This is a genomic window from Stenotrophomonas sp. STEN046, assembly GCF_056759755.1.
On the sequence record NZ_JBRRDR010000004.1, the window covers coordinates 55,784 to 79,406 of the forward strand.

17 protein-coding genes are annotated in these 23,623 nt (G+C 66.5%); 5 read left to right on the forward strand and 12 right to left on the reverse strand.

The window, feature by feature from the left end:
- Positions 1–50: 50 nt before the first annotated feature.
- Both nudC and ampE read left to right on the forward strand, forming a co-directional pair.
- Positions 51–956: an NAD(+) diphosphatase gene (nudC, locus tag ACVOLJ_RS03445; protein ID WP_481563456.1), complete on the forward strand. Its 906-nt coding sequence runs from the start codon at positions 51–53 to the stop codon at positions 954–956.
- Between the two features lie 146 nt (positions 957–1,102).
- On the forward strand, positions 1,103–1,990 hold the full coding sequence (gene ampE, locus ACVOLJ_RS03450; protein WP_481563457.1) for a regulatory signaling modulator protein AmpE: 888 nt from the start codon (positions 1,103–1,105) through the stop codon (positions 1,988–1,990).
- 93 nt (positions 1,991–2,083) lie between these two features.
- Here ampE and ACVOLJ_RS03455 read toward each other — a convergent pair whose 3' ends face one another.
- The 12 genes from ACVOLJ_RS03455 to ACVOLJ_RS03510 form a co-directional block, all read right to left on the reverse strand.
- Positions 2,084–2,503 carry a DUF2752 domain-containing protein gene (locus ACVOLJ_RS03455; RefSeq protein WP_481563458.1) on the reverse strand — a complete coding sequence of 140 codons (420 nt, stop codon included), beginning with the start codon at positions 2,501–2,503 and terminating at the stop codon, positions 2,084–2,086.
- Positions 2,503–2,862 carry a CD225/dispanin family protein gene (locus tag ACVOLJ_RS03460; RefSeq protein ID WP_475278552.1) on the reverse strand — a complete coding sequence of 120 codons (360 nt, stop codon included), beginning with the start codon at positions 2,860–2,862 and terminating at the stop codon, positions 2,503–2,505. Before ACVOLJ_RS03460 ends, ACVOLJ_RS03455 begins: the two co-directional genes overlap by 1 nt.
- A gap of 112 nt (positions 2,863–2,974) precedes the next feature.
- Complete coding sequence (locus tag ACVOLJ_RS03465) at positions 2,975–3,097, reverse strand: hypothetical protein (RefSeq protein ID WP_303637005.1); 123 nt, start codon at positions 3,095–3,097, stop codon at positions 2,975–2,977.
- An 81-nt stretch (positions 3,098–3,178) separates the two neighbouring features.
- A complete protein-coding gene (locus ACVOLJ_RS03470) occupies positions 3,179–4,132 on the reverse strand; it encodes a hypothetical protein (protein ID WP_475278551.1) in 954 nt (317 codons plus the stop codon).
- Positions 4,132–4,914: a HEAT repeat domain-containing protein gene (locus ACVOLJ_RS03475; protein ID WP_475278550.1), complete on the reverse strand. Its 783-nt coding sequence runs from the start codon at positions 4,912–4,914 to the stop codon at positions 4,132–4,134. The genes ACVOLJ_RS03470 and ACVOLJ_RS03475 overlap by 1 nt, the downstream gene beginning before the upstream one ends.
- Before the next feature lie 84 nt (positions 4,915–4,998).
- Positions 4,999–6,888 (reverse strand): MFS transporter, encoded by a 1,890-nt coding sequence (locus ACVOLJ_RS03480; protein ID WP_475278549.1) that lies wholly within the window; start codon positions 6,886–6,888, stop codon positions 4,999–5,001.
- Between the two features lie 118 nt (positions 6,889–7,006).
- Positions 7,007–7,804 (reverse strand): SDR family NAD(P)-dependent oxidoreductase, encoded by a 798-nt coding sequence (locus ACVOLJ_RS03485; RefSeq protein ID WP_481563459.1) that lies wholly within the window; start codon positions 7,802–7,804, stop codon positions 7,007–7,009.
- A 124-nt stretch (positions 7,805–7,928) separates the two neighbouring features.
- Positions 7,929–10,106, reverse strand: a complete 2,178-nt coding sequence (gene yccS / locus ACVOLJ_RS03490; RefSeq protein ID WP_481563460.1) for a YccS family putative transporter — start codon at positions 10,104–10,106, stop codon at positions 7,929–7,931.
- Between the two features lie 134 nt (positions 10,107–10,240).
- The gene (locus ACVOLJ_RS03495; protein ID WP_481563461.1) at positions 10,241–12,298 is read right to left on the reverse strand and encodes a TonB-dependent siderophore receptor; all 2,058 of its coding nucleotides are present in this window, start codon (positions 12,296–12,298) and stop codon (positions 10,241–10,243) included.
- Between the two features lie 253 nt (positions 12,299–12,551).
- The gene (locus ACVOLJ_RS03500) at positions 12,552–15,656 is read right to left on the reverse strand and encodes an efflux RND transporter permease subunit (protein WP_481563462.1); all 3,105 of its coding nucleotides are present in this window, start codon (positions 15,654–15,656) and stop codon (positions 12,552–12,554) included.
- A gap of 31 nt (positions 15,657–15,687) precedes the next feature.
- Positions 15,688–18,921 carry an efflux RND transporter permease subunit gene (locus ACVOLJ_RS03505; protein WP_481563463.1) on the reverse strand — a complete coding sequence of 1,078 codons (3,234 nt, stop codon included), beginning with the start codon at positions 18,919–18,921 and terminating at the stop codon, positions 15,688–15,690.
- A gap of 74 nt (positions 18,922–18,995) precedes the next feature.
- Positions 18,996–20,240 carry an efflux RND transporter periplasmic adaptor subunit gene (locus ACVOLJ_RS03510; protein WP_475278543.1) on the reverse strand — a complete coding sequence of 415 codons (1,245 nt, stop codon included), beginning with the start codon at positions 20,238–20,240 and terminating at the stop codon, positions 18,996–18,998.
- A 186-nt stretch (positions 20,241–20,426) separates the two neighbouring features.
- Here ACVOLJ_RS03510 and ACVOLJ_RS03515 point away from each other — a divergent pair, with 186 nt between their 5' ends.
- From ACVOLJ_RS03515 to ACVOLJ_RS03525, 3 genes are all read left to right on the forward strand, one after another.
- Positions 20,427–21,746, forward strand: a complete 1,320-nt coding sequence (locus ACVOLJ_RS03515) for a M20 family metallopeptidase (protein WP_475278542.1) — start codon at positions 20,427–20,429, stop codon at positions 21,744–21,746.
- A gap of 533 nt (positions 21,747–22,279) precedes the next feature.
- Positions 22,280–23,098 (forward strand): NADPH-dependent 7-cyano-7-deazaguanine reductase QueF, encoded by an 819-nt coding sequence (gene queF / locus ACVOLJ_RS03520; protein WP_481563464.1) that lies wholly within the window; start codon positions 22,280–22,282, stop codon positions 23,096–23,098.
- A 207-nt stretch (positions 23,099–23,305) separates the two neighbouring features.
- A complete protein-coding gene (locus ACVOLJ_RS03525; protein WP_108751066.1) occupies positions 23,306–23,599 on the forward strand; it encodes a LysM peptidoglycan-binding domain-containing protein in 294 nt (97 codons plus the stop codon).
- The last annotated feature ends 24 nt before the right edge of the window (positions 23,600–23,623 follow it).

Genomic DNA, 23,623 nt, shown 5'->3' on the forward strand with positions numbered 1-23,623 from the left:
TGCACACTCTGCGGGTTGCCACCCGCCGCGATTGGCGGCAGGCTTGTCGGATGCTCAACACTCTCTCGCCGCTTTCCGGTTTTGCCTTTGTCGGCGAACCGCTGGAGCGCGCCGATGCCATGCGCGAGGATGCAGATGCCCTCGCACGCCTGTGGCCGGATGCGCGCATTCTTGTCCTGGACCAGGACGGTACCGCCTTCACCGGGGATGATGATCAGCCACTGGCATTGACCGGTGCCGACATCGGCGGTGGGCCGGGTGCCGCGATCTTCCTCGGGCTGCGTGGCGAGCAGGCCTGGTTCTCGCTGGAAGCCGCCCAGGTGACGGCCAGCGCACCGCGCCGGCTCGACCTGCGCCAGGCTGCACTGCTGTGGACGGTGGCTGATGCGACGGCCTTCAGCTATGCGCGTGGCATGTCCTACTGGCAATCGCGCACGCGCTTCTGTGGCGTGTGTGGCGCCGCCGTCACCTTCGCCCGTGGTGGCTTCGTCGGCCGCTGCCCGCAATGCGCTACCGAGCACTACCCGCGGGTGGACCCGGCGGTGATCGTGGCCGTCGAGAACCAGGGCCGGCTGCTGCTGGGTCGGCAGGCCAACTGGGCGCCGCGCCGCTATTCGGTGCTGGCAGGCTTTGTGGAACCGGGCGAGACCTTCGAGCAGACCGTGGTGCGCGAAGTGCACGAAGAGAGCAAGGTGCGTGTGACCGCCTGCCAGTATCTCGGCTCGCAGCCCTGGCCGTTCCCGGGGGCATTGATGGTCGGCTTCCGCGCCCAGGCGCAGGACGATCTGCCGACCGTGGATGGCGAGCTGGAGGATGCGCGCTGGTTCACTGCCGATGAGGTGGGCGCCGCGCTTGCACGCGACCTGGAAGATGACGGCGAAGGCATCCGCCTGTCACCACCGATCTCGATCTCGCGCAGCCTGATCGAGCACTGGTACCAACAGCAGCAGCATTGAATGCAGGCGCCGGGTTGACCTCGCCTGGCGCCAGCATTGCCGCCACCTGAACACGCCACCGGTTACAGTGCGGTTCACCGCTGACGACGGCGCTGCGACAGGTAAGGTAGCGGCGCCGAACGCTGCTTTCCCGGGAGAGACCTGCCATGTTCACCACCCTGGTTGCCGTGCTGGTGGCACTGGCCCTGGGCCATGTTGCCCCAGCCGCTGCTGCCTCGCTGCGCCGCTTCGACGGCTTCCGGAGCTGGCTGGGCTGGCTGGATGCACACGGTGGCCGCGCCTGGCAGGCGGCGGTGGGGGTGGCGCTGGCGATCGTGCCACCGTTGCTGCTGATGGGGCTGCTGGCCTGGCTGCTGCATGGCGTGCTGTTTGGCCTGCCGGGCTTGCTGCTGGGCGTGGCAGTTCTGGCCTGGTGCTGGGGCCCGCGCGACCTTGATCGCGATATCGAAGCCATCATCGACGCCGACGATGCACCTACGCGCCAGGCCGCCGTACGCAACCTGCAGGCGGCCGGTGGCAGCCTGCGCGAGGATGTTCCTTCGCTGGTGGAGGCGACCGTGCTCAACGCGTTGCGCCGCTGGTTCGCCGTCCTGTTCTGGTTCCTGCTGCTGGGCCCGGTCGGTGCCCTCGGCTACCGCCTGCTGGCGTTGATGGCAGAGAGCCCGATGCGCGCCAGGGTGCCGGTGGAGCCGCTGGCGCTGGCGCAGCGCCTGCTGGGCTGGATGGAGTGGCCGGTGGCGCAGCTGATGGCGTTCTCGATGGCCCTGGTCGGCAACTTCGACACGGCCTGGAAGGCATGGCGCCAGGCCCATGGCGAGCGGTTGGCGGGTGGCATCGGCTTCCTGGGCGCGGTGGCACGTGCCAGCGTCAGCGCCGAGCTGCGCGAAGATGCCCATGACTACACCGAGGCCGGCCTGCTGCCGGTGTGGCAGCGGCTGCCGGACCTGCGCGATGCAATGAGCCTGGTGTGGCGGATGCTGCTGCTGTGGCTGGCCGTGCTGGCGCTGCTGGTAATTGCCGGCTGGGTGACCTGAGCCGGCATCCCCGCGGTGACTGGCATCTGTAGATCCACGCCATGCGTGGATGCCGCGCGCTTTGCTGCAGCGCACGCCCACTGAGCGAGTCTGCTAGAGCGGCGCCAGCGACGTGAACGGTGACCACGGCAGGTTGCGCGCAATCCAGAACAGGGGCAGCAGGGTCAGCCAGAATGCCGGCTTCTGCAGCAGGTGCATCAGTGGCTGCAGCCAGCGCGGTCGATAGCCCATCCACCAGGCCGCTGCAACGGGCAGCAATGCAACCAGGATGACCAGCAGCGGGTTCATCGACCATGCGGTTGCGATGTCCCCGTGCAGCAGTGCGTGCGCGCAGCGGGTGCCGCCGCAGCCGACGCAGTAGAAGCCGGTCACTGCGCGGAAGGCGCAGGGCGGAAACGGGCTGTCGGTGCCGCTCGGGTCGATCCGGTACAGCAACCACGCACCGCCGCCGGCGACTACAAGCGCCGGCGGCAGTGCGAGCCAGCTCCAGCGCGGGAGCTGGAACGGGCGCATTACTTGCTGTTTTCCAGCTGCTGCTGCAACTGCTGCAGCTGCATCATGTAGCCGTCCACGCCCATGGTTGCCAGCGAGATGATCCAGACCAGCAGGCCCAGGATGAGCAGGCCGGCGGTGACCCACATCCAGATCTTCGCGGTGCGCGATGCGGCCTGGGCGGCGGCGATGTCGCCCAGCGTCAGCGCCTTGCTGGTCTTGTTGGCGAACACGATGGCCACGATGCCGGTGCCGATGCCGATGATGCTGACGCACGACAGGCAGCACACGATGAAGGAGGCGACCGTCAGGATGATCGACGGCGTCATGTAGGTCGGGATGGCGCCGCTATGGGCCTGCGGCGGCTGGGGGGTGCTCATGGGTCTTTCCTTGAATGAGGGTGCGCGCAATCTTGGCACCCCTGACACCGGTCGTCCATCGCAACCGCCCGCGTGCAGCGGCCGGGCAGGTGCCCGGCCGCCGCGGGATCACTCAGTTTGCTTCCTGCGGCCACAGCAGCAGGATCTGGAAAAGCCCGATCACGCCGTCGGACACGCCGGTCGGAGCGACGGTGGTCGGCAGGTCTTCGATTTCCAGCAGCAGTTCGTTGTTCATTCGCAGTCCTTTTGGATGAAAAGCCTCTCGTGAAGAAGCACAGGCACCGCCGAGAGGTATCGGTGCCCGGCTGCACGCGCGTCAATCGCGCTTGTAGAGGTCTGCGGCGCTCGCCAGGTCCAGACCCGCATCCAGTGCGGCTCCGTCGTGAAGACTGCGCGCGGCCATCGCCATCAACGGGTCGCTGTCGTCGACGAAGCGACCGGCAATGTCGCAGTGTTGATTGGACCGCTGCTGCAGCTGATGGATGGCCTGCAGTGCCGACACCCTTACGCGCCGGTTGGAATGTTCGTCCAGCAGCCCATGCAGGGTCGGCAGTGCGTGCTCGTCGCCTACCGCGCCGAGCAGCGCGGCGAGGGAGGCGCGGCGATACACGTAGGCGGCTTCCGGAATGCCGGAGATCACGCCCTGGGCGGTGTCGAAGAAGTACTGCTCGGTATGCTGGCTGCGGGGTGACAACAGCATCAGGTTCAGCGAGATCGACAGTTCGGTCGGCGCGTGCTGTATGTGGATGTCGCGGCGCTCCCGGTAGAACATCACCTTGCCCTTGGGCAGTGTGGTTTCTTCGAGGCGGGTGAGTTCAACGCGTTCACCCACATAGCCCACCACCCGGGTGGGGTCATAGTCGAAGATCTCGGTGCGGTAGCCGGAGCCGAAACAGCCTGCGGTGAGGAATGCGAAGTTGTGGTCGTGCGCCAGGTTGTAGGAGAAGATCCGCTCCTCCTGCTCGCGGATCGCGCCGGCCAGCCGTGGCGGTGTCCAGATGTTGGCACGTACGTAGAAACTCTCGGAACCGCCAAGGATGATCGACTGGGGGGTGTAGCTGACCTGGCGGTTTCCCTGCAGGAAGGCCTGCACCTGTTTCTGGATCGCATCGCGCATCAGGTGCGGGTGCAGGGCCAGGCCCGCCAGCGCATCGGCCAGCTGCAGGGCGCTCTCCGGCTCGTTCACGTCCACCCGCCTGCGCGCCAGGGCCATGAATTCCTCCAGGCCGAGCGGAGCGATGTCGTCCGAAAGCTGCGGGGTGATGGCCATCAGCAACGCGCCTGTGCATGGCGGGCGAGCACAGTGCTGGCGCTCTGCCGGATCTGTGGGTGCGCATCAGCGCGTGCGCCGTCGAGCAGCTGCAGCGCACGCTGCGCGTCGACACGGCCCATCGCCTGTATCGCGGACCAGCGCACGAAATGACTCTCATGGGTGGCAAGGCTGGCCAAGGTGTCGGCACCTCCGTCGCGCAGGGCGCCCAGAGTGCGGGCCATGATCTCCAGCTCTGAGTGCACCGGGCTGGAAGAAATGGCCTGGATGACCTCGCCGCTGCCGCGATCGATCATCCATTGCAGCGGTTCACGTACCGCGCCGATCAGCTTGGCCACCAGCGTGGGCTGCTGGATGCGCAGATCGTGGACAGTACCCGATGCGCCGCAGAGCAGGGCTGTTCCCGGCTCAAGCACACTGCGACCCTGGTGCTGGATCCGGCTCCCTTCAGCCAGCGCTGGAGGACGATCGATCTGGTAGGTCTCAACCGTCAGTGCGCCGTTCAACGGCATCACGATCAGTTCGAACGGCTGCGTATACAGGAATCGCGTATTGATCGACTGCTGGACCACCTTCAACTGCCACGAAGGGCCCTGCGCCAACGTCACGGCGAAGGCTTCCTGACTGGGTTGGCCGTGGCCGGAAAGCTCTTCAAGGATGCAGCTGCGCATCCACTCGATCAGTTCTTCGCGCCGCAGCATGCCGATGCAGCTGGCCAGCGAGCCGCCAGGCGAGAGCAGATGCTGCTCGATCCCACGGGTGAAATCTACCCTGCAGTCCATTGATGCCGTCCCTGTGGTGGATGCCAAGCCGCTTCCGTGGCCTCAGCCGAGTCTACGTCCACCTTTTGAACGCGCGCAAGGCCCTCAGGCGTTGTCACCGCGCAGCGCCCGCACCTGTGCCTCCAGGGCCGGGGCGTCGGTCGCACGGCCATCCACCGCAGCGGCAGCGACCACTTCGATGGTGGCGCGGAAGCGGCGCGGCACCCGCATGCGGCCCAGGCGTGTATCGCGCCGGCTCCACATGCTCGACCACATGCCACGCAGCGCCATCGGTACCACCGGCACCGGGCGGCGTTCCAGGATCTTCTCGACCCCGGATTTGAACGGTGCCATCTGTCCATCGCGGGTGAGCGCCCCTTCGGGGAAGATGCACACCAGCTCGCCTTCAGCCAACGCCGCATCGATCTCGTCGAACGCGCGCTGCATCAGGGCGGGGTCTTCGCGCGCACCGGCGATCGGGATGGCCTTGGCGGTACGGAAAATCCAGCGCATCACCGGGATGTTGAAGATTTTGTAGTACATGACAAAGCGCACCGGACGCGGAATCGTCGCCGACAGGATCAACGCGTCCATGTAGCTCACGTGGTTGCAGACCAGCAGCGCGGCACCCTCATCGGGCACGTGCGTCTCGATGCCGTGCGGGCGCAGCCGGTACAGCGTGCGCACCATCACCCAGCTGAGGAACCGCATCAGGAATTCAGGGACGATGGTGAAGATGTAGATCGCAACGAGTGCGTTGGCGATGGCCAGCGCCAGGAACAGCTGCGGAATGGTCCAGCCGAGCAGGCGCTGGGTGAGCAGGCCGAGCACGGCCGCCGCGACGATGAAGCCGGAGTTCTGGATGTTCAGCGCGGCGAACACGCGCGACATCTCCGACTTCGGCGTGCGGCTCTGGATCAGCGCGAACAGCGGTACAACGAAAAAGCCGGTGAACAGGCCGATGCCGAGCAGGTCGATGATGATGCGTACGCTGCCGGCCTGGTGCACGAACTGGGTGACCGACAGCCCCTGCGCGGTGGCTTCGCCGGCGCGTGCGAAGTACAGGTCCAGCAGGAAGGCGGTCATGCCGAACGCACCCAGCGGCACCAGGCCGATCTCGACCGTGCGCGCCGACAGCTTTTCGCACAGCAGCGAGCCGACCCCGGTACCTACCGAGAACAGCGCCAGCGCGAAGATGTACAGGGTCGGCTCGCCGCCCAGATTGGTGACCGCATAGGACGGCAGCTGTGCGGTGAGAATGGTGCCGACGAACCAGAACCAGGAAACGCCGAGGATGGCGTTGCGCACGGACTTCTGCCGGCGCGCCATGCGCAGCACGGCCAGCGATTCGGGGATCGGGTTCCAGTTGATCTTCAGGTCCGGCGCGCCGGCATCGACCTTGGGAATCATGCGTGCGGCGAGGTTGCCGCAGATCGCCAGCGCGATGACCGCGGTGGCGGCCACGATCGGGCCATGCGTACCGGCCAGGGTGAACACCAGGCCGCCGACGATCATGCCGGTCAGGATCGACATCGAGGTGCCCATCTCGACCAGCCCGTTGCCACCGGTCAGTTCTTCCGGACGCAGTACCGAAGGCAGTACCGAGTACTTCACCGGGCCGAACAGCGTGGATTGCAGGCCGGTGCAGAACAGGGCCACCAGCAGCACCGGCAGGCTCTCGGTGAGGAAGCCCACCGCAGCCATCGTCATGATCACGATCTCCATGGTGGTGGTGATCACGATCAGCCGCGATTTCTCCAGCTTTTCCGCGATCTGCCCGGCAAGGGCAGAGAACAGGAAGTAGGGCAGGATGAACAGCGCCGGCGCCAGATTAGTGTAGAGCGTGCGCTCGCTTTCGGCCACGCCCAGGTAGAACAACAGGCCGATGATCGCCTGCCGGTAAACGTTGTCGTTGAAGGCTCCCAGTCCCTGCACGATGAAGAACGGCAGGAAGCGGCGCTGGCGCAGCAGGGCAAACTGGTTGTGACCGGACATGGAACCTCCTTGGACCGGCGCAGCCTAGCATTCCTGCCCATCTGCCGTGGGTGCCGACAGTGGTGGGTGTGGATCGGTGGTGGGTGCGGACCGTTGGTCCGCACTCTGCCCGAAGATGTCAGACGATATCGTCGACCACCCCGCCATCCACCCGCAGTGCGGCGCCCGATGTGGCCGAGGCCTGCGCTGATGCAAGGTAAACGACCATGTTGGCCACTTCCTCGACGGTGGCGGCGCGCTGGATCACCGATGCCGGGCGGTGGGCCATGACGAACTCGCGACCGATCTGTTCCAGTGGCTTGCCGCTGCGCGCGCGCTCTTCCTCGAATATCGTGGCGAAGCCGTCAGACAGGGTGGGGCCGGGCAACACTGCGTTGACCGTGACGCCGCTGCCGGCAACGCGCTTGGCCAGGCCCCGCGACAGCGACAGCTGCGCGGTCTTGCTGACACCGTAGTGGATCATGTCGGCGGGAATGTTGCGCGCCGATTCGGAGGAGATGAACAGCACGCGACCCCAGCCGGCATCGACCATGGCTGGCAGCAGCGCACGCGACAGGCGGACGCCGGACATCACGTTGGTCTGCCAGTACCGTTCCCAGGTGGCGTCGTCGGTCTCGAAGAAATCCTGTGGGCCGAAGATGCCGGCGTTGTTGACCAGGATGTCGACCTTCGCAGGCAGGCCTGCCAGCAGCGTGTCCACGCCAGCGGCGTCAGAGAGGTCGGCGGCAACGCCCAGCACCCTGGCGCCCGGGACCGCCGCCAGCAGACGCTGCCGCGCGCGCTCGATGCTCTCGACGCTGCGGCCGTTGAGGATGACCTGCGCGCCTGCGGCCGCCAGGCCGTGGGCGATGGCCTGGCCGATGCCTGCGGTGGACGCGGTGACCAGCGCGGTGCGGTTGCCGAGTTCGATCTTCATGGGGGAGGGGCCTGCACGGGGGAATGGCGCAGTATCGGCTGCCGACCGTGAGCGGGGTGCAGCGCTGGATGCAACAGGATGTTGCGTTGGCGGTAGCGCCAGGCCCTGCCCGGCGCTACCGATGTCAGGTCAGGCCCTGCACCGCGCCGTTGGCGGCCGCCCGCACCTTGGGCAGCATCCGCAGTACCAGCGCCATCTGGGTCCGGATCAACTGCAGCTTGGGTGGCATGCCCTCGTCGAGCTGTTCCAGTTCGGCAGCCACTGCGCGATCGGCATCGTTGTCGTCCTCCGCTACCGGTTGCTGCGCAGTCAACGCCGACGCCACCTGCTGAAGTGCCTTGCGCACCCGTTCACCTGCTGCCAGCGCGAGCGGATCGCCTGCATAGCTGTCTACCTGGTCGCGATGCGCGCCCAGTGCCGAGAGGTGCCCCAGCAAGGTGTTGGACAGCGCCAGGAAGTGAAACCCCGCGTCGAGGTTGCGGCGCACGTGGCCCGGTTCGCGCAGCATGTTCGACAAGGCGGTGGACAGTGCGGCATCGGCGTTGTGCATGTCGCGGCGGGCGATGCGGTAGGCCAGATCGTCGCGCATGCCGCTGCGGTACTGGCCCAGCACCGATTCCAGGTAGCGTGCGGCGGTATCCAGTACCCGCGCCAGCACGCGGTGCAGCTGGCGCCCCTGCCAGTCCGGCAGGATCAGGAACGCGGCCGCTGCGGCGATCGCGCAGCCGAGGATCGTATCGACCATGCGCGGCACGATGAGCACGAAGCCGTCGCCGATCAGGTTGAAGCAGGTCAGCGCCATCACGGTGATGGCCGCTGAGGCGACCAGGTAGCGGTCGGTGCGGGTGAAGAAGAACAGCAGCGCCGACAGCAGTGCGATCAGCAGCTGGATTTCCAGCTGCGGGAACAGTTGCAGCAGCGCCCAGGTCAGCACCAGGCCGACCAGGGTGCCGACGATGCGCTGGGCCAGACGCTGGCGGGTGGCACCGAAGTTTGGCCGGCACACGAAGACGATGGTCAGCAGCACCCACGAGCCGTTCTGCGCGTTGAACAGGCGGATTGCAGCGAAGCCGGCGATCAGTGCCAGCGCCATGCGCAGGCCGTGGCGGAACAGTACCGAGCCTGGCGTGAGCTGCTGGCGGATGCGGACGCCCATCTCGCGCAGGGTGTGCGGGTTGCTGTCGCGCAGGCGGGTGTCGACATTGTCCAGGCTGGCCTCGGAGCGCTCCGCGTCCAGCAGGCGGCGCTCGATGCTGCGCAGGTTGTGCACCAGCAGGTCCAGCGACCCGAGCAGGCGTTGCCACTGCGGGCGCTGCTGGTCGCGCAGGTAGCCCAGCGCATCGGCCAGGTCGCGGCCTGCCTGCTGGTTGGCTTCGCCATAGATGAACGGCCGGCGCAGCCGGATCGCTTCGCCCAACCGCGCACAGGCCTGTCCCTGCAGGTCCAGCAGGCGCTGGCAGCGGTACAGCACGTCGCTGTGGAAGAACGCATCGACCAGCGCGCCATACGGATAGTGCGAGGAACTGGCGCGCTCGTGGAAATCCTGCGCCATGTAGTACAGGCGCAGGTACAGGCCGGAATTGACGCCGGGGCGGCCGGAGCGGCCGAAACGGGCCAGGATGGCGGTCTTGGCTTCATTCAGCGCACCCACCACCCGGCGGTTCTGTTCGGCCAGGTCGAGCTGGCGACGTTGCAGGTCTGCTTCACGCACCGGTTCGAACAATGCAGCCTTCAACTGCAGGTAACGGCCCAGTTCCACATACAGGCGCGCCACCCGTTCGCGCACCGGTCGATTGGCGAACAGCGTGGTCCACAGGATCGACAGCAGGCCGTACCAGACCGCGCCGGCCAGCAGATGACTGACCGCATCCAGTGCACTGTGCAGATCGCGCGCACCGTGCTGCTCGAGCCCGATCATGGTGTAGATGGCCAGCGTGACCGTGGCCTGGGCGATGGAGGCATAGCGCTCGCCGAGCGCGCCGAGCAGGGTCAGGCCGAAGGTGGACAACGCCAGCGCGGCGATGAAGATCCATGGCCATGGGAACAGCCAGATCACCGAGGCGGCCGCAAGGCAGAAGCACAGCAACGACAGCAGCACGGCCTTGGTACGGCCCCACCAGTTGTCATCGGTCTCGGCGATCGCGCTGGCGATGATGCCGAGGAACACACCAGGCAGCGCGGTCAGTGCATCCAGATGCCAGCACACAGCGACGGCAGCGGTGAGGGCGATGAACACCCGCAGGCCATAACTGGCCTTTTCGTGGGCCCACAGGCGGCTGAGGCTGGATTGGCGGGCGGACATGCAGGCTCGGGAGGCGGAATGCCCCCATTATTGCGGTCCGCGCGTGAAATGGGGGGCGATGTGCGGACCAACGGTGCGCACCCACCCTTCAGCAGCCGATGTGCGGACCAACGGTCCGCACCCACGAAGCAGGGTTACATCTCCCAGCGCACGCTCAACGCGAACGTACGCGGCAGGCCGACGCCGGCATTGGACCAGTACCTGCGGTTGGCCAGGTTCTCCACGCTGGCACGCAGGGTCACCGGATGACCGGATGCCAGCAGGCGGTAGCCGATGCCGGCGTTCACCAGCGTGTAGTCGGGCAGCTTCAGGGTGTTGTCGGCGTCGTACCAGACATCGCCGTAGTAGCGCACGGCGGCATAGGTCTCCAGCCCGTCCACCCACGGCAGCTGGTAGGTGGCATGCAGCACGCCGCTCCAGCGCGCCGCGCCGGCAGTACGGTTGCCCTGCTGCGCGGCACTGGACGGGGACAGCTTGTCGTAGGTCGGGTCCAGCCAGGTGACGCCGCCACCCAGGGTAAGCGCGTCGCTCAGATGCAGGTCGGCGCTGGCTTCGACACCTTCATACAGCGTGATGCCGTCCTGCACCAGGCGCTTTCCGGCGTCGGTCAGCTGGTCGATATTCGCGCCACGTTCCAGCCGGAACGCGGCCACGTTCGCATTCCAGCGCACCGCTTCGACCTTGGCACCCACCTCGTACTGCTTGCTGATGGTGGGATCCAGCACGTCGCCGGCATTGATGTAGCTGTTGCCCACGCGACTGCCAGCTTCCAGCGATTCGATGTAGCTGGCGTACAGCGTGACGGCCTCGCTGGGCTTGAACATCACCGCATAGGTCGGGGTGACCGGGTAGGTGTGGTAGCGGCCCTTGGTCTCGTAGTCGTTGTAGCGCCAGCCGGCCAGTACCGACCAGCCGCTGCCGAGATCGACGGTATCGCTGGCAAACACCGCCTGCTGCACGGTTTCGTCGCCGCGGGTCATTACCCGGGAACCGACGGCATCATGGCGGATGCCGTGGCGCTGGTACAGATTGGCGCGGCCGATCAGGTTCCATTCGTACGGACGGTCCCAGCCCAGACCGGTCTGGTGGCTGATGCCGGCCACCACCTGGTGCTGCAGCGGGCCGGTACGGAAACTGCCCTGTACCAGGGCCTGGGCCAGCTTCCACTCGCTCTTGCCACCCAGCTCGTAGACATTGACGTCGTAGTCGCCGTTGAGATCGTCGATATAGGCGAAGATCTTGTTGACGTCATTCCACGAGGTGGTGACTCCGTAGCTCAGGCTGGCCTTCCAGTCGCTGTTGATCTGCCAGTTCAGGGCGGTCGACAGCAGGCTGGAACGGGTGTCGTAGTAGGTGCCCGGCACGCTGTTGTCGACATCGCCGGCGATCGGTCGCGGCAGCGAGGTCAGGCCACGGAAATAGTACTGCGGCGATTCCTCGCGCAGGTCGCGCGACTGGAACACGCCATCGAAGGTCCAGGTGAGTGCATCGCTCAGGCGCGCGTCCAGCGACAGGGCACCCACCTTGCGATCGACATGCCCGCCGTTGAAGGTCTCACCCTTTTCCTGGAAGGCGTTGAAACGGTAGCCGAACATCTGCTCGTTGCCGAAGCGGCCACCGGCATCGATGCCGCCGCTGACGATGCCCTGCTCGCGCCAGCCGAGCTGGGCGGAAAACGTTGGGACGTCGGTCGGCTTCTTGGTGATGTAGTTGACGATGCCACCCGGCGCGCCGAAGCCGTACAGGAAGCCACCCGGGCCCTTCAGCAGATCGACCTGTTCCATCACTTCCAGCGGCCATTCGGTGCCCCACGAAGAGACCTGCAGGCCATTGACGCGATAGCTGTCGAAATTCAGATCGATGCCGCGGTTGCGGATCGGTGAGCTCCAGCCACTGGCATAGGCACTGACCTGGGTGGTGACCGAGGGATCGAGCAGGAAGGCCTCGCCCAGCGAGACCACCTGGCGCTGCTCGATCTGCTCGCGGCCGACCGCAGTGATTGCAAACGGGGTATCGCGCAGGGCGCGGTCACCCAGCGCGCCTGCCTCGGTGTGGGTGCGCTCGGCGGTGACCTTCACTGCGTCCAGATCGGTCGCGCTGCGGGCATCGGCCGGCGCTTCGGCGTGTGCGGCACACGCGGCGGAAAGGGCCATGGCCAGTACGGCCAGGCGGGGGGAGCGATTGGGCTGCATCAATGGAAGTCCTCGGCGGACGGCCACGGGCCGTCCACCCATGCATGGGGGAAAGGTCGATGGCTGGGATCACGCAGGCGTGCCGGAAACCGGCAGCGGGGCGCCGCAACGGGGCGCAGGACCATGGCTGGATGAGAATTGTTCTCTTTTCGTTAGGCTGCGTCAAACCCAACGCCGCGCGGACCAACGGCCCGCGCCCACCTGGTAGCGCCGGTCCATCCCCCGCGGCACGGCATCACGCCCCCTGAGCGCGCTAGAGCAGCATTGCCTCGCGCCGGCGTACGCGGCGTGCGGGCCAGCGTTCGGCCAGGCACGAGAAGATCACATACAGCGCCGGCGTGCTCAGCAGGGTCAGACTCTGCGAGAACAGCAGGCCGCCGATCATCGCGATGCCCAGCGGGCGGCGCAGTTCCGACCCTTCGCCCAGGCCGATCGCCAGCGGCACGGCTGCCAGGATGGCCACCATCGTGGTCATCATGATCGGGCGGAAACGCACGATGCTGGCCTCGCGTGCGGCCTCGCGCGGGGTCAGCCCATGTTCGCGCTGCGCCACCAGCGCGAAGTCGATCATCATGATCGCGTTCTTCTTGACGATGCCGATCAGCAACACCAGTGCGATCATCGAGATCACCGACAGCTCGGTGTTGGTGCCGAACAGCGCCAGCAACGCACCCACGCCGGCCGCCGGCAGTGTCGACAGGATCGTCACCGGGTGGATCAGGCTCTCGTACAGCATGCCCAGCACCAGGTACACGGTCAGGATCGCTGCCAGCACCAGGATCAGCATGTCGCTGGGGTCGGAGTTGAAGCCGAATCCGGCGTCATCGGCCAGGCGGATGTCACCGGGCATGCGCATGCCTGCCACGGTGCTGTCGATGATGGCCTTGGCCTCGCCCATGCTGACGCCGGGGGCGAGGTTGTAGCTCAGGTCCATCGTCGTGTACTGGTTTTCATGGGTGATCTGCGAAGGTGCCAGCCCTGGCGTTTGCCGGGCCACCGCCGTGATCGGCACCATCTCGCCGTTGCGTGCACGCACGTACACCTCGTCCAGTGCCGACGGGGTGGCGGTCTGTGAGGGCAGCGCGTTGACCACCACGCTGTACTGGTTGATGTCCGAATAGATCGTGGAGATCTGGCGCTGGCCGAAGGCGCCGTACAGCGCACCGTCGATGGCACCCACCGAGACGCCCAGGCGTGCGGCCTTGGCACGGTCGATCTCGATGTTCTGGCGCAGCCCGGCGTTGTCGACATCGGTACCGACGTCGCGCAGCTTCGGATTCTTCTTCAATGCGGCCTGCAGCTTGGGCAGCCATTCCTGCAGCGCGGCCAGGTCGTTGCCCTGCAGCGAGACACGGTACTGCGCGCCCTGGCTGCTGCCACCGCCATCATTGCTGGGCAGGTCCTGGATCGCACGCAGGCGCAGCTGCAGGTCCGGGTAGCGGTCGGCCTTGGCGCTCAGGCGTGCCAGTGCATGTGCGGTGGTTTCGCGGCGGCCGTCCTTGCGCGATTTCAACTCGACGTTGAACTGCGCGCTGGAGCCCTGGCGGCCACTGCCCAGGCGCACGCCCACCGTCTTCACCGCCGGATCGGACATCAGCATGTCGGTGATGCGGCGCTGGCGGCTGACCATGTCCTCGAAGGACACCGTCGCGCTGGAATTGGCGCGGCCCCAGATCAGGCCGGTGTCCTGCGGCGGGAACGCGCCCTTCTTCACTGCACCGAACAGGAAGATGGTGACGCCGATCAGGATCAGCGGGGTGAGCGAGAGCAGCAGCGCGTGGCGCAGCGAGAAGTCCAGGAGCACGGTATAGACGCGCAGCATCCGCTCATGGCCGGCATCCAGCCAGCGGCCGAAGCGCGACGGTGCCGCCTTGTGGTCATGCGCGCTGAGGAAGCGGCTGCACAGCGCCGGGGTCAGCGTCAGCGAGACGACCATCGACACCACGATCGCTGCAACCAGGGTCACGGTGAACTCGCGGAAGAACGCACCCATCATGCCGCTGGCGAACAGCAGCGGGATGAACACCGCCACCAGCGAAGCGGTGATCGAGACGATGGTGAAGCCGATCTCGCGCGCACCGGCGAACGCGGCCTGCATCCGCGGCATGCCTTCGTCCAGGTGGCGCATGATGTTCTCGATCACCACGATCGCATCGTCGACCACGAAACCGATCGCGATCACCAGCGCCAGCAGGCTCAGGTTGTTCAGGGTGAAGCCCATCACGTACATCACCAGTGCAGCACCGGCCAGCGACAGCGGCACGGTTACTGCGGCGATCAGCGTCGGTGCCAGGCGGCGCAGGAACAGCGCCATGGTCAGCACCACCATCGCCAGGCTGATCAGCAGGGTGATCTGCACTTCATGCAGCGACGAACGGATGGTCGGGGTCCGGTCGAAGTACGGCGTCATCGTGGTGCCCGGCTGCAGGTAATCGCGCAGGGCGGGAATCTGCGCCTTCACCCGGTCCACGGTTTCCACGATGTTGGCGCCGGCGCGGGTGAACACATACATCACCACCGCCGGCTTGTGGTCGAACCACGCGGCCTGGTAAGCGTCCTGCTGGCCGTCGTAGACGTTGGCGATGTCCTTCAGGCGGATCACCCGGCCATCGCCCTGGGTCTTGACCACCAGGTCGGCGAAGTCGGCCGCGCGGGCCACCGAATCATTGGCGATGATCGCCGTGGTGGTATTGCCGTCGCTGAGGAATCCGGTGGGCGAGGTGACGTTGGCCGCGCGTACGGCATTGCGCAGGTCGTCGGCGGTCAGCCCCAGCGCGTTCATCAGGCGCAGGTTGACGTCCACGCGCACGGCCGGTGTCGAGGCTCCGGCGATGTCCACCGAAGCGACGCCGCCGATCTGGCGGATGCGCTGGGCCAGCAACGAGTCGGCCACGTTGTACAGCTCGTCGGCCGACTGTGTCTGCGAGGTCAACGCGATGGCGATCACCGGGTCGTCGTTCGGGTTGGCCTTCTGGTACATCGGCGAACCCATGCCCGACGGCAGGTCGGCCTGCGCCGAATTGATCGCGGTCTGCACATCCAGCGCGGCCGAGTCGATGTTGCGGTCGCTCTGGAAGATCATGAACACCAGCGAGCTGCCTTCCGAGCTCGACGAACGCATGCGGTCGATGCCCGGCAGCTGGCCGAGGTGGCGTTCCAGCGGCGCGGTGACCGTCGAGGCCATGGTCGCTGCGTCGGCACCGGACTGGCTGGCGTGCACGAAGATCACCGGGATCTCGATGTTCGGCAACGCCGACACACCCAGCCGCAGATAGCAGATCACCCCGACCATGAACAGGCCGATGGCCAGCAGGGCGGTGCCGATCGGGCGGCGGATGAAGGGGCCGGACAGGTTCATCGTGCGGCCCCCCGCAGCTGCGGGGCCTGGATCATGCCTGCGGCTCCTGCAGCGTGCCATCGCGCAGCGCGCGCTGTTCGCGGCGGCGTGCAAGCCATTCCGAGAAGCGTTCCATGTACAGGTAGATCACCGGCGTGGTGTACAGGGTCACCAGCTGCGACAGCAGCAGGCCACCGACGATGGCAATGCCCAGCGGGCGGCGCAGCTCCGAGCCGATGCCGGTGCCCAGCGCCAGCGGCAACGCACCGAGCATCGCCGCGGCGGTGGTCATCATGATCGGACGGAAGCGCAGCAGGCAGGCGCGACGGATGGCGTCACGCGCGTTGGCACCAGTGCGTCGTGCCTCGATGGCGAAGTCGACCATCATGATGCCGTTCTTCTTGACGATGCCGATCAGCAGCACGATGCCGACGATGCCGTCCACCGACAGGCTCAGGCCGCACACCATCAGTGCCAGCAGCGCGCCGACACCTGCCGGTGGCAGGGTCGAGATGATCGTGATCGGGTGGATGTAGCTTTCATACAGCACGCCCAGCACGATGTAGATCACCACCAGCGAGGCCAGCAGCAGCCACACCACGTCGGTCTGGCTGCCGGTGAATTCGGCGGCCTTGCCGATGAACTGCGCATGCACGTGCGCCGGCATGTCCAGGCTGGCCTTGGTCTCTTCGATGGCCTTGACCGCATCGGACAGCGAGTAGCCCGGGGCGACGTTGAAGGACACCGTCACCGCAGGCAGCTGCTGCTGGTGGCTGACCAGCAGCGGCGCGCTGGATACCTTGGCTTCGGCCAGCGCCGACAGCGGAATGATGCTGCCCGCGCCCACGGTGATGCCGGTGTTCTGGGCACCGATGCCGGTGGCGGTGGACGAGTTGGACGAAGTGACCTGCCCGAAGCTGGTGGCATTGGTGCCGGTCAGTGCGCCGGCACCGTTGGAGGCCACGGCCAACTGTTCCATCAGCGCGGTGCTGGTACGGAACTGCGGCGCCACTTCCAGCACGACCCGATACTGGTTGAGCTCGGTGAAGATGGTGGAGATCTGGCGCTGGCCGAACGCATCGTAGAGGGTGTCATCGATGGTCTGCATCGGTACGCCGAGCACGCTGGCCTTGTCGCGGTCGATGTTCAACTCCAGCGCCCGGCCCTGGTTGGACAGGTTGTTGTCGACGTCGGCCAGTTCCGGGCGCTGGCGCAGCGCCTGGGTCAAGCGGTTGGCCTGCAGCGCCACTTCGGCGCTGTCCACGTCCGACAGCGAGTACTGGTATTCAGTGGCGGCCACGCGGGTATCCAGGGTGACGTCCTGCACCGGCTTCAGGTACAGCGCCACGCCGGGAATGCCGGCGACGGACTTCTGCAGGCGCGGCAGGATCTCATCCAGGCCATCGCGCTCGCCACGCTCCTTCAGCACGATCGACAGCTGGCCCTGGTTGAGCGTCGGGTTCATGCTGCCGGCACCAATGAACGCCGACACGCCGGTCACGTCCGGATCCTTGCGCAGTGCCTCGGCGACCTGCTTGGTGCGCTGTTCCATCTGCGGGAAGGCGATGTTCTGGTCAGCCTGCACCACCGCGGTGATCAGGCCGGTGTCCTGTTCGGGCAGCAGGCCCTTGGGAATCAGCACGTACAGCAGCACGGTCAGCACCAGTGCGGCAGCGGCGACCGCCAGCGTGATCGGCTGGTGTTCAAGCACCCAGTCCAGGCTGCGCTCGTACAGGCCAACGGTGCGTGTCCACAGGTTCTGCTTGCCGGCGGCGGCCGCACGCTCGTGTGCGTCCTCGCCCTCGGGCAGCGCGTCGGGCTTGAGCAGGTAGGCGCACATCATCGGGGTGAGCGTCAGCGAGATCAGCATCGACAGCACCACGGCAATGCTCAGCACCCAGGCAAATTCGTGGAACAGGCGACCGGTGACACCGGGCATCAGCAGCAGCGGCAGGAACACCGCCACCAGCGAGACCGTCAGCGACAGAACGGTGAAGCCGATCTGACGCGCGCCGATCTCGGCGGCTTCCTTGCCACTCTTGCCCTGTTCGATGTAACGCACGATGTTCTCGATCATCACGATCGCATCGTCGACCACGAAGCCGGTGGCCACCACCAGCGCCATCAGCGAAAGATTGTCCAGCGACATGCCGGCAAAGGCCATCACCGCGAAGGTGCCGGCCAGTGACAGCGGCACCGCCACCGAGGGAATGATCGTGGCCCAGAAGCGGCGCAGGAACACGAAGATCACCGCCACCACCAGGCCGATAGTCAGGATCAGGGTGAACTGCACTTCATGCACCGAGGCGCGGATGGTCTCGGTGCGGTCGGAGAAGACCTCCAGGTGCACGTCGGCCGGCAGCACGCCCTGCAGCTGCGGCAGCAGCGCGCGGATGCGTTCGACGGTCTGCACGATGTTGGCGCCCGGCTGGCGGCGCACTTCCAGCAGCACCGCCGGCTTGCCATCGGCCCATGCGGCCAGCTGGTCGTTCTCCACCCCGTCGACCACTTCGGCCACGTCGGACAGGCGCACCGGGCGGCCGTTCTTGTAGCTGATGATGGTGTCGCGGTACTCGGCGGCGCTGGCCAGCTGGTCGTTGGTGCCGATGCTGTAGGACTGGGTCTTGCCATTCAACGAGCCTTTGGGCGCGTTGACGTTGGCCTGGGTGAGCGCACTGCGCAGCTCTTCCAGGGTCAGGCCCATGTTGGACAGCTGCGCCGGGTTCACCTGGATGCGCACGGCCGGACGCACGTTGCCGGCGATCGAAACCAGGCCAACGCCCTGCACCTGCGACAGGCGCTGGGCCAGGATCGAGTCGGCGTAGTTGTTGACGTCACGCAGCGGGCGCGTGTCCGAGGTCAGCTTCAGGGTGACGATGGCCGCATCGGCCGGATTCACCCGGTTGTAGACCGGCTGGTACGGCAGCGAAGAGGGCAGGGTGGCCTGGCGTATGGCCGCCTGTACATCCTGCGCGGCGATATCGATGTCGCGATCCATCGAGAACTGCAGGATGACCGTCGACAACCCGGCCGAGGAATCGGAGGTCATCAGCTCCAGCCCGGAGATCTGGCCGAACTGGCGCTCCAGTGGCGTGGTCACCAACGAGGCCATGGTGGTGGCGTTGGCACCCGGGTACTGGGTGGTCACCACCAGGCTGGGCGCATCGATTTCCGGCAGCGCCGACACCGGCAGCTTGCGGTAACCGAGGATGCCCAGCAGCAACAGACCCGCCATCAACAGCGAGGTGGCGATCGGGCGGCGGATGAAGATCGTCGAAAAGCCCACGGACTGATCCTTGCTGGCACTTCAATGGCAGCGCCGGCGGGATCGCCGGCGCGGGGAAGAGCAGGGGCCTGCGCTCAGCGCGGGCCACCACCGCGGCGGCTGCCGCCACTCTTCTGTTCGGCGGCCTTCAGTTCGGCCTCGGTCGGTGCAGCCGGGGTCTCGCCCGGTTTCAGCGCGGTCACCTTGCTGCCCGGCTTCAGGCGGAACTGGCCTTCGCTGACCACCCGCTCGCCACCCTTCAGGCCTTCGGCGATCTGCACGTGGCTGTCACCCACTTCCACGCCACTGCGCACGGTCTGCATCTTCACCGTGTTGTCGCCCTGCACGATATAGACGTACTCACCGTCCGGGCCACGCAGCACCGCCTGGGTCGGGATCACCACGCCGCCGGCAAGGGTGCGCAGCTGCATGCGCACGTTGACGAACTGGCCCGGCCACAGGCCGTTGTCGGCGTTGTCGAACACCGCACGTGCCTTGAAGGTGCCGCTGTCGGCACTGATCAGGTTGTCGACCACGTCCAGCTTGCCGTCGCCGGACAGCACGTGCGAATCGGCGCGGTCCAGCGCTGCCACCGGCACCTCGCCGGCGGCCTGCGCCTGGCGCACATCGCCCAGCTGGCGCTCAGGCAGGTTGAACAGCACGTGGATCGGGTGGATCTGGGTCAGCGTGACCAGCGCGGTGCCGGCGTTGACCACGTTGCCAGCATCGACCGCGCGGATACCGGCGATGCCGGTGATCGGCGCAGTGACCCTGGTGTACTGCAGCTGCACCTGCGCCGAGCGCATGCTGGCCTCGTTGGCCGCCACCGCGCTTTCGTACTGTGCCACCTGGTTTCGTTGTGTATCCAGATCGGTCTTGGCCACGAACTGGCGGTACTCCGGTGCGTTCGAGCGCTGGTAGTTCGAACGCGCGGTGGCCAGCAGGGCCTCGTTCTGGCGCTTGGACGCCACCGCCTGGTCATAGCTGGCCTGGGCGGTGCGCGGGTCGATGACCGCCAGCACGTCGCCCTTCTTCACTTCCTGGCCTTCGCGGAAGTTCAGGCTCATCAGCTGACCGCCGACCTGCGGGCTGACGGTCACGGTGTTCATCGCCGTTACCGTGCCCAGTGCGCTGGCATACACCGGCACGTCCTGGCGCGCAGCGTCGACCACGGTCACCGGCACCGGCCCGGCGTTGGGGTCTTCACCGTCCTGGCTGGCACCTGCCGCAGGGCCGCTGGCCTTGGCCTTGTCCTTGCCGCCGCCCAGTACGCGCAGGCCAACCACAGCCAGCACCAGTACCGCCACGACCAGCAGCACGATCTTCCAAACACGTGACATTCAAGGACTCCAAGAGGGCTGGTCGGGGCGGTGCCCCGGATGGCAATGCGCAAAGCATACCTGTGCCACATCACGTTTCCTGCATGACGGATGGGACGGGCGCTATGACCGATGGCCGCCGGAGAGGTTCCCGTAACGGCGGTGTTGCCCTACATTCAGGTGCAGACCCCTTCCGTGGAGATCGAGATGCGCCGTTCGCTGCTGCTGTCCGCCCTGTTGCTGGCCCTGCCGGCCCTTGCCCACGCCGAGGACGCGCAGCGCCCGGAAGTGACCGCTGCCGCGCAGCGCCTGCAGGCCAAAGTGGTGGAATGGCGACGTGACTTCCACCAGCACCCTGAGCTGTCCAACCGCGAAGAGCGCACCTCCGCCGAAGTGGCCAAGCGCCTGCGCGCGATGGGCCTGAAGCCGAAGACCGGCATCGCCCATCACGGCGTGGTGGCGATCATCGAAGGCGGCAAGCCGGGCCCGAAGATCGCCCTGCGTGCAGACATGGATGCGCTGCCGGTGACCGAACAGACCGGCCTGCCGTTCGCCTCCAAGGCCACCGCGCAGTACCGCGGGCAGACCGTGGGCGTCATGCACGCCTGCGGCCATGATGCGCACACCGCTACCCTGCTGGGCGTGGCCGAGGCGCTGGTGGCGATGAAGAAGGATCTGCCCGGCCAGGTGATGCTGATCTTCCAGCCGTCCGAGGAAGGTGCGCCGCCGCCGGAGGAGGGCGGTGCCGCGCTGATGCTGAAGGAAGGGTTGTTTGCCGACTTCAAACCCGAGGCGGTGTTTGGCCTGCATGTGTTCTCCAGCGTGCAGGCCGGGCAGATCGCCGTGCGTGGTGGCCCGCTGATGGCAGCGTCCGATCGCTTCGGCATCAAGGTCGTTGGCCGGCAGACGCACGGCTCGGCGCCCTGGAACGGGGTGGATCCGATCGTGGCCACCGCCGACCTGATCGGCACCGCGCAGACCATCGTGAGCCGCCGCGCGAACCTGTCCAAGCAGCCGGCCGTGCTCACCTTCGGTGCGATCAACGGTGGCATCCGCTACAACATCATTCCTGATGAAGTGGAAATGGTCGGCACCATCCGCACCTTCGATGAAGGCATGCGCCAGCAGATCTTCGCCGACCTGCGCAACGTGGCCGAGCACACCGCCGCCGCGCACGGCGCCAAGGCGGTGACCGACATCTATGAAGCCGAAGGCAACCCGGCCACGGTGAACGACCCGGCGCTGACGGCGAAGATGCTGCCGAGCCTGCAGGCCGTGGTGGGCAAGGACAACGTGTACGAGCCGCCGCTGCAGATGGGCGCGGAGGATTTCTCGCTGTACGCAAAGGAAGTGCCGGGCATGTTCTTCTTTGTCGGTTCCACCAGCGTGGGCATCGATCCGGCGACGGCACCGGCGAATCATTCGCCGAAGTTCCTGCTGGATGAGAAGGCACTGGATGTTGGATTCCGCGCGCTGCTGCAGGTGAGCCTGGATTACCTGCACGGTGCGGGTACTCCTGCGGGGTGAGGGTTTCCGGCAGGGCTTGCAGCCCTGCACCCGCTGCAGATCAACGTCAAAGTCAGAAGCTGGTTTCCTGAGGGTAGGCGGGCTGGGTCCGGTTGAGGGGGACGCCGTAAATACGTCCATGTAGGCTTGGTCGCGGCATCCATGCCGCTCACACCCCCTCAACCGGACCCACCCCGCCTTCGACAGTTTCCTGCGAGCTGTTGGAACGGCCTTCTGCTTTGGTGGGGGCCGACCGTTGGTCGGCACGGCAGGCGTCATGAACGTCTGAAGGATCGGTTTCTGCTTTTGATCTTGATTTTCCTGATCTTTCCCGTGGTGGCGCGGGAAATTGTCCGTGGCCGGGAGGGTGGGTTGGCTGGGGGCGTGAGCCGCATGGATGCGGCGACCGAGCTTACATGGACGTACTTGCAGCGGCCCCCAGCCAACCCACCCTCCCGGCCGATCCCGAGATCCTGCCCTGAACCACCACGGAGGGGCTCCGCCGTTGGCCGCGCAGGCCGAAGGCCCGCCTTCCGCGCGATACAATAAGCAGCATGAACACCCCACAGGATTCCAGCCTCGGTCGCGAGGTCAGTTACCCGTCGCAGTACGATCCCGGCCTGCTGTTTCCCATCCCGCGCAGCGGTGCCCGTGCCGAGATCGGCCTCGATGACGCCGCGCTGCCGTTCGTCGGCCACGACCGCTGGCACGCCTTCGAGCTGAGCTGGCTCGACCCGCGCGGCAAGCCGCAGGTTGCCGTGGCAACGGTGCAGGTGCCATGCACCTCGCCGCGCCTGATCGAATCGAAGTCGTTCAAGCTGTATCTGAATTCCCTCAACAGCACCCGCATCGACAGCGCCGACGCGCTGCGTGAGCGCCTGGTGGCGGATCTGTCTGCGTGCGCCGGCGCGCCGGTGCAGGTCGAGTTTGGCTTGCCGACCCTGCGGGAGGTTCCGCTGGGCGAGTCCATCGACGGGCTGGACGTGGAAATCGATTGCTATGGCCCGCCGCAGGCGGACTATCTGGCGGCCGATGCTGATCAGGTAGTGGAGGAAACCCTGGTCTCGGCCCTGCTGAAGTCCAACTGCCCGGTCACCGGCCAGCCGGACTGGGCCACGGTCAGCCTGCGTTACCGTGGCCCGAAGATCGATCGCGTCGGCCTGCTGCGTTATCTGGTCAGCTACCGCGAGCACGCCGAGTTCCATGAGCAGTGCGTGGAGCGGATCTTCAGCGAAGTATCCGCGCGCTGCCAGCCGCAGTGGCTGGAAGTGGAAGCCCGCTACACCCGCCGCGGTGGCCTGGACATCAACCCGTGGCGTGCCAGTCCCGGCATCGCCGCACCGGCTGCGACCTACCGCGAGCTGCGCCAGTAGCCGCCGCAGGCGGCTACTGGTAGCGCCGGGCCATGCCCGGCGAGCGCAGCGGCCAGAACCAAAGCCGCCGGGCCAGGCCCGGCGCTACGGCCTTCCGCCCCGATTGTTCAGCCGCTCCCGGGGGCGGCTTCACATCTGCACCATCCCCATTTAACAACTGCTGTGACACCGTACACGCTACGTAGTCATGCAGACGGGAGTGTGTGGATGAGTACCGAGAAGAAGGCCGATTTCTCCGGCGTCAGCGCCAGCGTCGACAGTACCGCCCAACAGGTTCCCAAGGCGGACTTTTCCGGCGTCAGCGCTTCGGTGGACAGTACCGCCGAAGTCGTCAGTGGCGGCACCTATACCGTGCAGAAGGGAGATTCGCTGTCGAAGATCGCCAAACAGCATCTTGGCGATGCCAATGCCTGGAAGAAGATCTTCGAGGCCAACCGCGATGTGCTTGATGACCCGGACAAGATCTTTCCGGGCCAGACCCTGAAGCTTCCGCCGAAGTAAGCCTGCCGCGCGCAGGCCATTGAT

Excerpts from the sequence above, each read along its gene's own strand:
- ACVOLJ_RS03495 (WP_481563461.1), bottom strand. The coding sequence starts at position 12,298 with ATGCAGCCCAATCGCTCCCCCCGCCTGGCCGTACTGGCCATGGCCCTT.
- ACVOLJ_RS03525 (WP_108751066.1), top strand. The coding sequence starts at position 23,306 with ATGAGTACCGAGAAGAAGGCCGATTTCTCCGGCGTCAGCGCCAGCGTC.
- ACVOLJ_RS03460 (WP_475278552.1), bottom strand. The coding sequence starts at position 2,862 with ATGAGCACCCCCCAGCCGCCGCAGGCCCATAGCGGCGCCATCCCGACC.
- ampE (WP_481563457.1), top strand. The coding sequence starts at position 1,103 with ATGTTCACCACCCTGGTTGCCGTGCTGGTGGCACTGGCCCTGGGCCAT.
- ACVOLJ_RS03510 (WP_475278543.1), bottom strand. The coding sequence starts at position 20,240 with ATGTCACGTGTTTGGAAGATCGTGCTGCTGGTCGTGGCGGTACTGGTG.
- ACVOLJ_RS03485 (WP_481563459.1), bottom strand. The coding sequence starts at position 7,804 with ATGAAGATCGAACTCGGCAACCGCACCGCGCTGGTCACCGCGTCCACC.
- ACVOLJ_RS03480 (WP_475278549.1), bottom strand. The coding sequence starts at position 6,888 with ATGTCCGGTCACAACCAGTTTGCCCTGCTGCGCCAGCGCCGCTTCCTG.
- yccS (WP_481563460.1), bottom strand. The coding sequence starts at position 10,106 with ATGTCCGCCCGCCAATCCAGCCTCAGCCGCCTGTGGGCCCACGAAAAG.
- ACVOLJ_RS03455 (WP_481563458.1), bottom strand. The coding sequence starts at position 2,503 with ATGCGCCCGTTCCAGCTCCCGCGCTGGAGCTGGCTCGCACTGCCGCCG.
- ACVOLJ_RS03515 (WP_475278542.1), top strand. The coding sequence starts at position 20,427 with ATGCGCCGTTCGCTGCTGCTGTCCGCCCTGTTGCTGGCCCTGCCGGCC.
- ACVOLJ_RS03465 (WP_303637005.1), bottom strand. The coding sequence starts at position 3,097 with ATGAACAACGAACTGCTGCTGGAAATCGAAGACCTGCCGACCACCGTC.
- ACVOLJ_RS03500 (WP_481563462.1), bottom strand. The coding sequence starts at position 15,656 with ATGAACCTGTCCGGCCCCTTCATCCGCCGCCCGATCGGCACCGCCCTG.
- ACVOLJ_RS03475 (WP_475278550.1), bottom strand. The coding sequence starts at position 4,914 with ATGGACTGCAGGGTAGATTTCACCCGTGGGATCGAGCAGCATCTGCTC.
- ACVOLJ_RS03470 (WP_475278551.1), bottom strand. The coding sequence starts at position 4,132 with ATGGCCATCACCCCGCAGCTTTCGGACGACATCGCTCCGCTCGGCCTG.
- queF (WP_481563464.1), top strand. The coding sequence starts at position 22,280 with ATGAACACCCCACAGGATTCCAGCCTCGGTCGCGAGGTCAGTTACCCG.
- nudC (WP_481563456.1), top strand. The coding sequence starts at position 51 with ATGCTCAACACTCTCTCGCCGCTTTCCGGTTTTGCCTTTGTCGGCGAA.